The organism is Niallia sp. Man26 (genome assembly GCF_022049065.2).
Classification (GTDB): domain Bacteria; phylum Bacillota; class Bacilli; order Bacillales; family Cytobacillaceae; genus Niallia.
Map to the genome: position 1 here is coordinate 3,367,373 of NZ_CP095743.1, position 14,393 is coordinate 3,381,765.

Sequence of the window (14,393 nt, forward strand, 5' to 3'; positions counted from 1 at the left end):
TATTGCACTAAATCAAATAAAAGCCAGCACTCCTTAAAAAAAGTGCTGGCATCTTTATCATTTATAGATCGGAACTTCAAAATACATCTCGTAGGAATCAAGCAAATCATATAATGATTTCATTCTGTTTACTTGTTTGCTTGCCCATCCTACATCTGTAGCATATTGGTGAACTCCTGGATTGTCGGAATTCCATCTCATCTTATAGAGCGTGTCTTGTTTGTATGTGGCATTATTTATATAATTTTTGCCGATAAACTCTGCTCCGCCGACGATTGCTTTTTCCGGCGTTGTCCAGCCTTGTTTGTAAGCATATTCTGATCCGCTCTTAGTCGGTGAATCATCGTATGCTGCGATTCCATACATATTATAAACAGTTTTTGGTGTTACTGCTTTGCCGTCCACGCTCGAAACGGTTACGCCTGTAGCAAGCTCAGAGGTTCCGTTTCCTGTTTCAAGCATAGCATGAGAAATCAAATATATTTCATTGATTCCATACTGCTTGCCAGCATCTATGAAGGAACTCGCCTTTCCGACGAAAATTCCTTTGCCATTCAGAATTTTTTCGTTTACTTCGGTCTCATTTAAGTTCGCACTTTCAGACAGCTTCAGGAATTGAAGCTTCTGCTTTTCATCATTCATAAAGTTCTCTGGATTTAAATAGTATTTAATGTCCACAGGACCTGCGTTGACCCATGTGTGATAGGACAGCCTATATTGTGCAGGCACATCAGATGTGGCTGCAGCAGTTTCATCATAATATTTATAGAAATCTACTTCATACCAGTCCATCCCGGAATCGTCCGCTACCTTTGACAAAATAGTCACTTTATCACCAGTTGTAAATTTGCCGATTACCCAATCAGTCAGGCTTGGACCTCCTCGGACATTCCAGCTGCCGCTTGTAATAAGTCCGTAATTACTATAGCTGCTAATATAAGAGAACGCATCTTCTCTCATATATGCTTTATACTTTTTATCTGTTTGAGCATATTTGCTCGCCTGAATTGTAACAGCATCATCTAATGAATAAGATAAATAGTCATATGCTGTAAATACAGCTTTTGCTTTCTTCATTTCAAACTTCACTGAGGCATTTCCAGTGTTCTCGTAATATTTAAGAACAAATTTATGCTCACCCTTTGCAAGGCTGTAGCCCGAAACTTCCCGCTTGCCAGCACTGCTTTGCCATGAATCTATTACTTTTTCACCATCAATCTCTAAGATGACCCCATCATCAGCAAGGATTGTGAAATTATATAAACCATCTTCTGCAATATAAATATTTTTCCGGTAAACAGCCGAAAACTTATCTGCACTCAAGCCGGATGGCGATCCTGAACCCCAGTCAAAGTAAACATCTGTTACCTTTGCAATTGAATCCTTGCCCCCGACAATGACTGGTTTTACACTGTCTGTCAATGTATAGACAGGAATCTCATCCTCCCCGATAATCTTCGGATAATACTCTGCATACCAGCCAGAATCATGAACTAAATTATCTTCTGAGTACGGCACAAAGGATAGCTGGAATTTCGCAGCACTCTTATTGTCGTAATACCGCACTTCAATCCAGTGGATATTGCCGTCCTTCGTATCGGCAATTTTAACTTTTGTAGCCTTCTCACGGTAAGATCCGTTACTCCACTGATCAATGACTAATTGACCATCAACAAAAATCTGAACCCCATCATCAGACAGCCCGCGGATGATATATTCTCCTGCTTCGATTCGTTTTGCTGTCACATACTTTGCTGAGAAGCCATCTGCTTTCACTGTTGATGCAGGTGCATTTGTTCCAAAATCTTGGGTAAGTGCTAAACTGTTGCTGTTATTTACAACCTTTGAATTCACTGGAGCTCCTGCCAATGTCATATTATTATAATAGTACGCAATCCAGTTGCCTAATGGCTGTACATCTGCAAAAGCATAGGCACTGCTGCCATTATCATAGTAATCTGTCTGGATTAGATGATCGCCAGAGCTTAAACCTGTGATCAATCCGTTATTATACACGCCGCCTGAATTTTTCCAGCGGTCGATAATAGCTTGATTGTCTACTTTGACACGAATGCCGTCATCTGCAAACGTTGAAACAAAATAATCCTGATTTCCTGTGATTTTTTTCAGGAAAGATGCAGAAAAACCATCTGCGGGAATTCCAGCAAGTGGCGCACTCTTATTCCATTTATATTGAATAAGCTTGACCGTTTGCTTTGCATTCTTTCCGCCGACAACTATACCATTTCCAGATAGACTCTTTGTTGGATAAAATATATTCAGCCAATCACTTGAAGTAACAGTTTGCTCCAATGGTTTGATATCAAAGCTTAGCTTTGACTTCCCGCTTTTCTCCAAGTATTGAACTTTAATCCAATGAACATCCCTTTTAGCGGCATCTGATACTTCCAGATCACTAATGCTGATTTTCATTGCATTTTCTGCTGAGCTGCTGCCCCACTTGTCTAACACCAGCTTATCATCTACATAAACACGGATTCCGTCATCTGCCATTGCACGAATAACATAATCTCCTGCTGACAGCTTCATCGCAGTAATGAACTGTGCTGTATAATTGTCAGCTGGAACGCCGGATGCAGGACTTCCAGTGCCAACATCAAAGCTGAAAGCACCATTTCCGTCTCCCTTTATAGTTTTCTTGTTCGCAGGCACTCCTTTTAATCCAGTGTTTGCATAATAATAACCAAGCCACTGTCCAAACGGAAGGGCATCTGCACTCACAAAAGCATTGCTTGTTTTTTCCAAATAATTAATTTGCAAAACATTATTAGATGATTGCAGATTTGTTATTGCTGCTTTATTCTCTTTACCTGAAGATGAAGTCCAGCGATTGAATAAAGACTGTCCATTGACTGCTGCACTAATGCCATCGTCTGCAATTGTATGAACAAAGTAATTACCTGCATTCAGCAGCTTATAATAAGAAGCAGAAAAATTGTCTTTACTAGTTTTCGAGTTTGGAGCATTAGTTTTCCAGTTGAAAAACACATTGCTGATTCCTCCATACACATTTCCTGTTCCAGCTGCAGTTGTTCCGTTAAAATAGGCACCTAACCACGAGTTGGCAGTCAACTCTTCCTTAACAGGTTTAATGGAGAAATCTAAATAGCTTTTGCCCGTTTTTTCCACATATTCAATTCTGATTGCATGCGCGCTTCCTTGGGCAGAATCAGCCACATTAATTAGGATTTTTTCTTCTCCCGGACTTTTCTTTTCAAGGATTTTTTTATTATCTATAAAAACTTGGATTTCATCATCAGATTTTGTGCTGATCACATACTGCCCTGCGGCAAGGTTTTTATAGGTGTACAGCTTCATCGAAAAATTATTTGCACCAATATTTTTTGCACCTGGTGCATTATAGCCATAATTAAATGCGAGGTCTGACTCTGAAGATGTGAAATGAAAGGCATCTTCAGGTGCACCTTTTTTAGTTGTATTATTGTAGAAATAGCCGACCCAACTGTCAAAAGGCAGCACATCAGCAAACAGGATAGACTTTCCTCCTGCCTCCACATACTCTGCAGTTACATTATGGGCTCCTGCTGTCATATTTTTCATAGGTGTAGAAAAGGTTTGGCCAGAGGTGCTCCAACCATCTATATATAATTTATTATCCAGATACATCCTGACACCATCATCAGCAAATGCTTGCAGAAAATAATCCTTCTGACTATCTTGGACATTAATGGTCTGTGTAAATGATGCGGAAAAATTATTCGTCCCAACACCAGTCATCGGCTTATCATAGCCCCAGTTCAGATGAAGATTTTGAAACTGTGCAGCTATGCCTTCTCCTGACAGGCTGGAATTATTATAGAAATTCCCTGACCAGGCTGCTTCTGCTGCCTTTTTTTGTTCAGGGCAAATAAACCAAAGACCAACAATAGAAAAAAACAACAAAACATAAGTCTTCTTGCCTAGTAACTTTTCTATAATCATACACCTCATCATTTTAGTAGTTTTATATACTTATATTATCTATGAAAAGAGGGTGTATGTTAATAGCATCCAGTATGAAAATCACAGGTAAATCATCCTAATACTGGCAATAAAAAAAAGAGGGTTTTCACCCTCTTTTATAAAGCTTATTATTTATTGTTTACAGGCTCATCCTGCAATTTTTCAACTAAGTCTTTTAAGTACACTTCCAACTTGTCTTTAATATCATCACGTTTTAAAGCAAGCTCGATTGTTGTCTGAATGAAACCTAACTGCTCACCGACATCATAACGATTTCCTTCAAATTCGTAAGCGAACACTCGTTGGATTTGGTTAAGCTTTTCGATCGCATCTGTCAGCTGGATTTCTCCGCCTGCACCTACTTCTTGCTCTTCAAGGAATCGGAAAATTTCCGGAGTGAAAATATAGCGGCCGATAATCGCTAAATTAGATGGAGCAGTACCTTGCTTTGGCTTCTCTACGAACTTTTTCACTTGGTGTCTTCTTCCAGAGTCGTCAATCGGATCAACAATACCATATCGGTGTGTCTCTGAATCAGGAACAACTTGAACACCGATTACGGATGATAATGTTTGGTCATATTGGGACATAAGCTGACCTAAACATGGATCTTCACTATCGACAATATCATCGCCTAACAAGACTGCAAATGGTTCATCACCGATGAAGTTTCTCGCACACCATACAGCATGACCTAAACCTTTCGGCTCTTTTTGACGAATATAGTGAATATCAACATTAGATGATTCTTTCACTTTTTTAAGAAGGTCGAACTTCTCTTTCGCAACTAGGTTTTCTTCTAATTCCCAAGCGTTATCAAAATGGTCCTCAATCGCTCTTTTCCCTTTTCCAGTAACAATGATGATGTCTTCAATTCCAGAAGCAATTGCTTCTTCAACAATATATTGGATAGTCGGTTTGTCTACGATTGGTAGCATTTCCTTTGGCATCGCTTTTGTAGCTGGTAAAAATCTAGTTCCAAGACCTGCAGCTGGTATTATCGCTTTTCTTACTTTAGACATTTATTTACCTCCAAATTATTCCTATCTTACCTCTATTTTATATGCAATACTATTTATTGTCCACCGATTACAGCAGGGCAAAAGTTTCTATTTTGTTTCAATTATTAATTAGTATACAGAAAAATGTTTGTTCTGATACATATGTACAAATACATCTGATTGGAGTACTTCTATGTTACTAGGCATAATTGCTGATTCAGAAACGAATATTAATATAATAATTTGTTGAAATTTGTATTCAAACCCGCGTATTTCTGCTATCTTAAAAGTAGTTTTATCAATATTTGTCAAGATATGGAGGTATAGCCAATATGAGGTCGGAAAAACCTAAAAAGAAGAAACGAAAGTGGCTGCGAATCACTGGCATTATACTGCTGATCCTTTTAATAGGTATCGGTGCTTATGTATATACGGTTTATAATTCCCTATCAAATGCCGTGAACTCAATGCACGAGCCTGTTGACAGGGAAACAACAAAACGAACAGAAACGTTAAGTTTAGAGCAGCAGGAGCCTTTTTCAGTATTGATGCTCGGCGTCGATGAACGCGACGGAGACAGCGGTAGATCAGATACGATGATTGTCATGACCGTTAATCCAGAGAAGAAATCTGTAAAAATGCTCAGCATCCCTCGCGATACACGGACAGAAATTGTCGGACACGGAACAACAGATAAAATCAATCACGCTTATGCATTTGGCGGTGTTGCCATGTCTATGGATACTGTTGAGAACTTCCTGGACATCCCAATTGATTATTATATGCAAATCAATATGGAAGGTTTTAAAGATATTGTAGATTCTGTTGGCGGAGTTACTGTTAATAATGACCTTGATTTCACGTATGAGGGTGTTCATTTCCCTGAAGGACAGGTTACCCTTGACGGTGAAAAAGCACTTAAATTCTCTCGTATGCGTTATGAAGACCCTCGCGGAGACTTCGGACGCCAGCTGAGACAGCGCATGATCATCCAAGCAGTGTTGAAGGAAGGGGCAAGTTTAAACTCCCTTACTAACTTCGATGATATCTTTGCTGCGTTAAGCAAAAACATTAAGACAAACCTTACATTTGATGAAATGGTAGATATCCAAAAGAATTATAAACAAGCTGCCGGCAATATCGAGCAATTAACGATTAATGGCACAGGCCAGACAATTGACGGCGTTTGGTATTTAATTGTGGATGATGCAGAAAAAACTAACATCCAGACGGAACTAAAAGACCATTTAAAAGTAAATTAACCTTAGAAGGAGATAAGCATATGCTGCTTATCTCCTTCCCTTTGCCTTTATGACACTGTTTGACAGAAAATATGTTTAGATGACATTTTTTTCAGCAATTTTTCAATTTTATGAAAGCAGCTGGCGATTAATATAGAAATACTTGTCATAATGGGGGAAAGGTTTTAAAATAAGGTAATTGGGAAACAATAAATCATAAATTTAAGGTAATTATGAGAAAACGCTTGGACAAAAATCCATGCACATTGACTAACACTGCTAAATAAAATAACAGAATGACTAGCCGTTATTATAAGAAGCACAAGGAACTTCACATTTAGGAGGATACAAATGAAAAAAGTAATCACTTATGGCACCTTCGATTTATTGCACTGGGGTCATATTAATATTTTGAAAAGAGCAAAAGAACTTGGGGATCATTTAACAGTTGCCCTGTCCAGCGATGAATTTAATGCAATTAAAGATAAAAAAGCATACCATAGCTATGAAAACAGAAAAATGATTTTGGAAGCAATCCGTTATGTGGATGAAGTTATCCCTGAACATGATTGGGATCAAAAGGTTAGAGACGTTGTTGACCATAACATCGATGTATTCGTAATGGGTGATGACTGGGAAGGGAAGTTCGACTTCTTGAAAGATTATTGCGAAGTTGTTTACCTGCCTAGAACTGTTGGTATCTCTACTTCTAAAATCAAGAAGGACCTATTCAAGGTAAAGTAATATGGTAAGGGAATGTGCGATTTCCTTGTATTTAACGCTATTTTCTTTGTTGTTTCGGATTAGCAGCCTATTCCCGCAACAAAAGAAAATAGTTTTTTGTGTGTCTTTCCCTGAAAACAGCATGCATATATATGAAGAACTTAAGAAAACTGCTGACGACAAACGCTGTATTTTTCTGGCAGCAACAGCACAAACGAAAGAAATGCTCGAGGAAAAACAAATTGGTCAAGTGCTTGAATTTACACCACGAAAGCCTAAAGCCTTTTTGGCAGGAATTCGGCATCTTGCGACTGCAAAAGTAGTTATTCTTGATAATTATTTCGGCTTCCTCTCAAGCATTACATTCAAGCCAAATGTTAAGGTGCTTCAAATTTGGCATGCTGCCGGTGCCATCAAAACCTTCGGATTGAAGGATTCGAGTATTCAAAATCGGACAAGCAAAGCTAATCAGCGATTTAAGGATGTATACAGCAAGTTTCAATATGTAATTACCGGCTCACATGAGATGGATCATATTTTTCATGAAGCATTCTCGATTCAAGAACGGCAAATAATGCATACCGGAATACCTCGCACAGATATCTTTTTTGACGAAACACGCAAAAAGGAAACAATAACAAAAGTATATAGCGAGTACCCTCAGTTTGAAAATAAAAGAATTCTATTATATGCTCCAACCTTCAGAGGCGAAAATAATGGCATTACAAATTCAAACCTCGACATAAAGCAATTGAAAAACAGGCTAGGTGAGGACACTGTCATCTTAATTAGACTTCACCCATCTATTAAAGAAAAGGCACACTTGCCTGAAATGGATGCTGCTGTCTATGATGTTTCAGAATATCCTTATATTAATGAACTGCTTCTCATTACCGACCTGCTCATTACGGATTACTCTTCTATCCCATTCGAGTACTCTTTCTTGAGAAGACCAATGATATTCTTCCCATATGATCTCGAAGAATATGCAAAGGACAGAGGTTTTTGGACAGACTATGACAAACTCGTACCAGGTCCTGTCGCCTATACGACAGCAGAGCTCGCAGACATCCTGGCAAAAAACGAGTATGACTTAGATCGCATAGATACATTCCATAAACGCTGGAACGAATATTCCACAGGACAGTCCAGCGAAAAAGTCGCTGCATTAATAATAGAATGGCTAAACGACTGAAGCTGTCTTCAGTCGTTTTTTTCTATATATAGTAGAAAATATTAATTGGAGCTATCAGAAATTAACATCCTCCTTCTAAACGCCCCCCTGAAAATGTCTACAGCAAAAACCGACTAAAGCGCCCTTTAGTCGGTTTTTTGACGAAATAATGCAGAACATGCTGGAATAAGGAAATTCCCCGAAATTTCTCGGGAAATAAAATGTCAGCATTTGTTGATATTTTTGTTGTTTCTTATTTGTCCGAATGCGGTATAAGTAGTATATGAAAACAAACTTCCAATAGGAAAGGATGATACTAAATGAAAATAAAAGCAGGAAGCTGGAGACTATTAACTACTCAGGACAAGCAGTTCATCTTGCACACATTAAGTATTCTTTCTAAATTTAAGGGCGGAAAATAAAAAGGGCGAAAGCTGTCACTTTTCATAAATTTCGATTGGCAGCCCATCTGGATCTGCAAAAAATGTAAATTTTTTATCTGTAAATTCATCTACACGAATATCTTCTACTTCAATAGATTGACTTTGTAAATAGGAAACTGTTTCAGCAATGTCATCCACTTCAAATGCGATATGACGCAAGCCTGCTGCTTCCGGAAAACTCGGCCTTTTCTTCGGATTGGGAAAAGAGAATAGCTCTAGCTGATAAACATCGTTAACCATAAGGTCGAGTTTATATGAATTACGCTCTTCCCGAAAGACTTCTCTAATTGGTTTGAATTTTAAAATATCCACATAAAATGATTTAGAAATTTGATAATCACTGCAAATAATTGCTATATGATGCACTTTGTTGACTTTCATATTATCGCTCCTTTTTCCATATGTTTCATTCTGTAAAAAAAGCGAAGAAATGCAAGCTGCATTCCTCCGCCAAAGCAAACATCATGCTTTTTTATGCCAGTCCCAAGCACTTTCGATAATAGTCTCTAAGCCTCTTTCTGCCTTCCAGCCAAGATCTTCATAGATTTTGCTTGATGAGGCAATGAGTCTTGCAGGGTCTCCTGCTCGTCTTTCAGCCAAAACAACATTAGCTTGTTTGCCTGTCACCTTTTCACATGTTTCAATGACTTCTTTAACGGAATAGCCAACACCATTTCCCAGATTATATGTTTCCGCCTGTTTGCTGCCATCTAAAAGAGCCTCCACTGCTTTAATATGGGCAGCTGCTAAATCTGTTACATGGATATAGTCACGGATACATGTGCCATCTTCTGTCGGATAATCTGTTCCAAAAACAGAAATAGACTCTCTTTGTCCTAATACATGCTGCAGGATAATCGGAATCAAATGTGTTTCCGGATCATGCTGTTCACCGATAGCTCCTGACTCATGGGCACCTGCTGCATTAAAGTAGCGAAGAACCACATAGTTCAATCCGTATGCTGCATGAAAATCAGCTAAGATTTGTTCTACCATCAGCTTTGATTTTCCATAAGGATTGATTGGGGATGTTTTAGAGCTTTCTAAAATAATTTCATCTTCTGGAATACCGTATGTAGCTGCTGTTGATGAAAAAATGAAATTTTTAACATTATATTTAAGCATTGTCTTCAACAATGTTAAAGTATTGGCAACATTATTTTCATAGTATTTATATGGGTCTTGCACTGATTCGCCGACTAAGCTGAACGCAGCAAAATGCATAACTGCTTTAATTGGATATTTAGAAAAAATCGGCTCCAAATCTTCTTCTTTTCCTAAATCTCCTTTAATGAATACTGCTCTTTCATCCACAGATTCCTGATGGCCTGTCGCCAGGTTATCGAGTACGATGACTTCTTCCTTTTCAACTAGTTCTTTTACTAGATGACTGCCGATATAGCCGGCTCCGCCTACTACTAGAATCATATTAAATCTCCTTTATATACATAATTTTTCTCACAATCTATTAATACCCGTATATTGTCATTTTATCACATGACTATTTAGAAAAAAATTTTCATTGGCAATTTTTCCTTATTTCATACTTTGTACAGGTGTGAATTTCCCTAGAAAAAAAGGAAGGATGTCATCATCCCCCCTTTTTCGTCAGCCAGCTGCCGGCATTTTTCTTTTTCTGTTTTTTAAAACATAATAAAAAAATTCCACATGACCGACTAAGTTACGCTTCCATAATCTCTTCGGCTCTTTCAGCATTCGATAAAGCCATTCAAGACGCAGCTTGCGAAAAAAAGCCGGGGCTCTTGTAACATTGCCTGACGAAAAGTCTAAAAATGCCCCGACTGCAAATGCCAGCGTGCAATTTAACCTTTCCCTGTTTTCAGCAATCCATTTTTCCTGTATAGGCATCCCTAATCCTACTAGAAGGATGTCTGTTTGCTTGTCATTAATATCCGCAATAACATCAGCTACACTGCCGGAATCAAAATAGCCGTGCTGTTCTCCAACAAAGTTCAAATGAGGGAACTGCTGCTGTAATCTATGCAGAGCCGCCTCAGCAACACCAGGCTTTGCTCCGAGTAAATATACATTATATTGTCTATCTTTATGACTTTTAAGCTTATTAAACAAAGCCGGAATAAAGTCTGTGCCGTTCAAGTTCTCCTTAAAAGAAAAGCCAAACATTTTAGCGCCAATTTCGATCCCGATTCCGTCATTCAGCAAAAATTCACTGCTGTTAAGAAGGTTTAAGTATTCGTTATCCTTCTGGGCTAAGTTATAACAATGATCGTTCAGGAAAAATACATTTGCTTTATCATATGCCTTTAATTTATCTGTCATTGCGGCAATCGCTTCATTTGTATGAAGAACATTCACCTCAATGTTTCCCATCCACTTCTTGTCCATCTCGTAATGTCTCCTGCCTTGCATAGTGTAGCTTCATTATATAAAAATTTAAGGCATGTTACAATTATCCCCATGGTTCTTTGCTGAAACTAGTCATTTTGTTGGATTTTGTCGAAACTTTACCTCACTAAAAACTTTTAATATGTGAATAAAAAGTGATAAAATATACATGTGTTTTTAAAAGACTTTTCAAACTAGCAATATGCTTGAACTTAAGACAGCAACAAAACAAATTATCCAAGATAAAGGCAAACCATCTGAAAAGATGGGACGCAAAGCTACAGATCTAAGGCAGCTCATACTGCTATGATGGCTGGGTCACCTTATGAGAATATAAGGAGGTTTTATTACGGTGTTAAATTTGTTACCAGTAAAAGAACTAGAAACGATAGATCCAGCAGAGCTAGATAGCGAGTGGGTTGAATTGGTGCTTGAAGCCAAACGCTTAGGACTTACTAGCAAACAAGTAAGTGCTTTTCTTTCCAATCAAAAACCAGATTTAAAATAGTATACACTACTTTTCTGAACAATCTTTTAAAAACACCTCTTATGGATATGCAACATGCATGGCACAGTTTATGTACATAAAGACAAACATTCCATATAATGAAATGTTTGCCGTAAAGAACGTTATCTGTGCTTCTTATCCATATTGCTCCACATTTGCCTTATTACCCTTCGTTTTCTCTATCCTGTCATGTAAAAACTTATAAACCTCATCTTTAATTTCTTCATTCTGAAGTGCAAAATCAATGGTCGTTTTTACAAAGCCAAGCTTTTCACCGACATCATATCTGTCTCCTTCAAAATCATAAGCAAAGACGCGCTGTATTTGATTCAGCTGCTGAATAGCGTCAGTCAACTGAATTTCTCCGCCTGCACCTGTTTTTTGGTTCTCTAAAAACATAAAAATTTCCGGTGTCAGGATATATCTGCCTAAAATCGCCAAATTCGATGGCGCAGTCCCTTTCTCCGGCTTCTCAACGAAATTCTTCACTTGATATCTTCTGCCTGCTTTCTCTCCAGGATCAACAATGCCATATCGGTCTGTTTCCTCTTCTGGAACTTGCTGAACTCCAATGATGGAGGACTGAGTTTCCTCAAATTGATTAATCAGCTGCTTTAAGCACGGAACATCACTCTGCACAATGTCGTCTCCAAGGAGCACGGCAAAAGGTTCATCCCCAATGAAATTCCTTGCACACCAAACTGCATGCCCCAACCCTTTAGGCTCCTTTTGACGGATATAATGGATATCAGCCAAATTAGAGGCAAAGCGGACTTTATTCAGCAAATCATCTTTGCCTTTTGCTTCAAGATTCCATTCCAAATCATTGGCACTGTCAAAATGATCCTCGATTGATCTTTTTCCTTTACCAGTGACAATAATAATGTCCTCAATTCCAGAAGCGACCGCTTCCTCTACTATGTACTGGATAGTCGGCTTGTCTACGATAGGAAGCATTTCCTTTGGCATTGCTTTTGTAGCAGGCAAAAATCTAGTTCCAAGTCCTGCTGCTGGTATGATAGCCTTCCTAATTTTCTTCATGGTGTATTCCCTCCTAATTATTATAGGATTCTTTTCCCTTGTTTCTATCAGGATAAACTATCATTTCTACTATTAGATATAGGGATTCTTCCGGTGGCTTTTTCTGCTTTGTTCACTTAAGCCTTGGGAGATTAAATAGAACGAAAATAGAAATAGCATAAAAGCTAGTAAAGGATATATAAGAATCCACTGTGTATAAGATAGAAACGCACGAGACTGCCCAATCAGCCCAGACCATTCATTTGTCATAGAGATATAAGTAGAGAAATCAGGCTGAAACACAGTTCCACCAAAAAACAAATTAAATATCGCCAACTGTCCCATTAAATGCAGCACCTGAATGGTTTCATTCAAATACAGAATGATAAAATCCCCTTTTAAAATAGGCAGGATATGTTTTTTTAAAATATGGCTTTTGTTCCCGCCAAGTGTGACGGAAGCCATAATAAAAAGATTTTCTTTTATTTCGGCTGTTTTTGAATAAACAACATTATACACACCTGGCACTCCAAGTGCTGCCATTAGCACTCCTTGTATCATAATAAGAGAGAATGTTGACAGACTTGGGTTTATATTGATTCCGAGCATAATGAAATAAATGATGATAACAGGCGGAATACTCGTTAATAGTGTTATTCGTCCATGCTTGCTTCTTTTTCTTCCGTTTGCAGCCAATCCGCCAAATACACCAGCAATTCCTCCTGCAAAAAGCCGGACTGCAGCAACAATTAACACCGTAAACACTGTATATTTAGCACCATGAAGAATAAGGGATAATATATCCTTCCCCCATTTATCTGTTCCAAATAAATATTGCTCTGATGGTTCTAATGGCGGAGCAACAAATTCTTTGCCATTATCTGTCTCCATGTATCCTACCTTCACCTTATAATCAGCAGGATATGGAGCAATATAAGAACCGAACAAACCAATCAGCACAAACACTGCTAATAGGAACAGACCTGTGACAAGCTTTACATTCCATTTCTTAGTCATACTTCAAGATCCTTTCCATAAAAATAATAAGCATGTACAGCAGGAAAAAAACTGCTCCATATAACAAGAACAAAGCTACCAGGCAAAATATGACCAAATTATACTGATAGCCAAAATAAGCTTGTGTCTGAAAGAACAAGGCCGTTATCCCGTTCAGGTTAAAGATATATTCTACAATGAATAAATTGCTGATCATAATTGCCAAAATTTTATGCAAATCTGCTTTTAAATAAGGGGTCACATTCGCTGTAACATGGTACAAGTAAATATCCTTTTTCTTAACCCCTTTAGCAATCGCTGTAAGAATATAATCCTGTGTCAGCACATCCTTTGTTTTTTCATTTAACGCTTTAACGGCATACAACAGCGGAATAATAATCAAAGTGATAATTGGCAGCAGAACTGCTGTATCATTCGAATCAAAGGAAGCCACTTTAGCAAGCTTAATACCAAAGTTTTTATATACAATGGTTACGAACAGCTGCAGCAGCAATATAAGGATAAAATCAGGCAATATACCTAGCAGGCTGATTACCTTGCCAAAAAAGCGTTCGTTCACCTTCCAAAACCATATTCCGAGCAGAAAAGTCAGTGCAAGCACACTGATACCGGCAATTATTAAATAATAAAAAGAATCGGCAAAACTGTCCCCGATAACAGTAAAGATAAAAACAGACCGATCTCCTTGGGTAAAATAATAGGAATCTCCGCTAAACAATCCTATGAAAAAAACTTTTATGATGGCAAAAACTCCAGAAACATTAAATACAATTTCTCCACTGTTCCCACTGAACAAAACAAGAGGAAATGCAGCAAGCACAAGCAAGAAAATGAGGCTGAGCAATTGGGCAAAGGTTGCCTTCCATATTCTCATAAAATTCCTCCCGTTCTGTTAATTACTATTTTTATATATAA

General features: G+C 38.1%; 12 protein-coding genes and 1 riboswitch. Of the genes, 4 read left to right on the forward strand and 8 right to left on the reverse strand.

Annotation, left to right across the window (positions count from 1 at the left end; genetic code table 11):
• Nucleotides 1-57: 57 nt before the first annotated feature.
• Nucleotides 58-3,963, reverse strand: a complete 3,906-nt coding sequence (locus tag L8T27_RS16965) for a PA14 domain-containing protein (RefSeq protein WP_282581405.1) — start codon at nt 3,961-3,963, stop codon at nt 58-60.
• A gap of 149 nt (nt 3,964-4,112) precedes the next feature.
• Nucleotides 4,113-5,006 carry a UTP--glucose-1-phosphate uridylyltransferase GalU gene (gene galU, locus L8T27_RS16970; protein ID WP_233315685.1) on the reverse strand — a complete coding sequence of 298 codons (894 nt, stop codon included), beginning with the start codon at nt 5,004-5,006 and terminating at the stop codon, nt 4,113-4,115.
• A gap of 311 nt (nt 5,007-5,317) precedes the next feature.
• Between galU (L8T27_RS16970) and tagU the strand changes: the two genes are divergently transcribed.
• From tagU to L8T27_RS16985, 3 genes are all read left to right on the forward strand, one after another.
• A complete protein-coding gene (tagU, locus tag L8T27_RS16975; RefSeq protein WP_233315686.1) occupies nt 5,318-6,247 on the forward strand; it encodes a polyisoprenyl-teichoic acid--peptidoglycan teichoic acid transferase TagU in 930 nt (309 codons plus the stop codon).
• Nucleotides 6,248-6,577: 330 nt separating this feature from the next.
• Nucleotides 6,578-6,970: a glycerol-3-phosphate cytidylyltransferase gene (gene tagD / locus L8T27_RS16980; protein ID WP_233315687.1), complete on the forward strand. Its 393-nt coding sequence runs from the start codon at nt 6,578-6,580 to the stop codon at nt 6,968-6,970.
• 1 nt (nt 6,971) lies between these two features.
• Complete coding sequence (locus tag L8T27_RS16985) at nt 6,972-8,144, forward strand: CDP-glycerol glycerophosphotransferase family protein (protein ID WP_237941934.1); 1,173 nt, start codon at nt 6,972-6,974, stop codon at nt 8,142-8,144.
• A 416-nt stretch (nt 8,145-8,560) separates the two neighbouring features.
• Here L8T27_RS16985 and gloA2 read toward each other — a convergent pair whose 3' ends face one another.
• From gloA2 to L8T27_RS17000, 3 genes are all read right to left on the reverse strand, one after another.
• The gene (gloA2, locus tag L8T27_RS16990) at nt 8,561-8,947 is read right to left on the reverse strand and encodes an SMU1112c/YaeR family gloxylase I-like metalloprotein (RefSeq protein ID WP_233315689.1); all 387 of its coding nucleotides are present in this window, start codon (nt 8,945-8,947) and stop codon (nt 8,561-8,563) included.
• Between the two features lie 81 nt (nt 8,948-9,028).
• Entirely contained in the window at nt 9,029-9,994 is a 966-nt protein-coding gene (galE, locus tag L8T27_RS16995; RefSeq protein WP_237941935.1) for a UDP-glucose 4-epimerase GalE, read from the reverse strand.
• A 180-nt stretch (nt 9,995-10,174) separates the two neighbouring features.
• Nucleotides 10,175-10,933: a WecB/TagA/CpsF family glycosyltransferase gene (locus L8T27_RS17000; protein ID WP_233315691.1), complete on the reverse strand. Its 759-nt coding sequence runs from the start codon at nt 10,931-10,933 to the stop codon at nt 10,175-10,177.
• Nucleotides 10,934-11,170: 237 nt separating this feature from the next.
• Nucleotides 11,171-11,259, forward strand: a riboswitch (cyclic di-GMP riboswitch).
• Between the two features lie 26 nt (nt 11,260-11,285).
• On the opposite strand from L8T27_RS17000, the gene L8T27_RS17005 reads away from it, so the two are divergent.
• Nucleotides 11,286-11,441 (forward strand): anti-repressor SinI family protein, encoded by a 156-nt coding sequence (locus tag L8T27_RS17005; RefSeq protein WP_233315692.1) that lies wholly within the window; start codon nt 11,286-11,288, stop codon nt 11,439-11,441.
• Between the two features lie 135 nt (nt 11,442-11,576).
• Here L8T27_RS17005 and galU (L8T27_RS17010) read toward each other — a convergent pair whose 3' ends face one another.
• The 3 genes from galU (L8T27_RS17010) to L8T27_RS17020 all read right to left on the reverse strand — a co-directional run bounded on the left by galU (L8T27_RS17010) (nt 11,577) and on the right by L8T27_RS17020 (nt 14,352).
• Nucleotides 11,577-12,482: a UTP--glucose-1-phosphate uridylyltransferase GalU gene (gene galU, locus L8T27_RS17010; protein ID WP_233315693.1), complete on the reverse strand. Its 906-nt coding sequence runs from the start codon at nt 12,480-12,482 to the stop codon at nt 11,577-11,579.
• A gap of 72 nt (nt 12,483-12,554) precedes the next feature.
• Nucleotides 12,555-13,478 (reverse strand): ABC transporter permease, encoded by a 924-nt coding sequence (locus L8T27_RS17015; RefSeq protein ID WP_233315694.1) that lies wholly within the window; start codon nt 13,476-13,478, stop codon nt 12,555-12,557.
• Complete coding sequence (locus L8T27_RS17020; protein ID WP_233315695.1) at nt 13,471-14,352, reverse strand: ABC transporter permease subunit; 882 nt, start codon at nt 14,350-14,352, stop codon at nt 13,471-13,473. Before L8T27_RS17020 ends, L8T27_RS17015 begins: the two co-directional genes overlap by 8 nt.
• Nucleotides 14,353-14,393 lie beyond the last annotated feature (41 nt).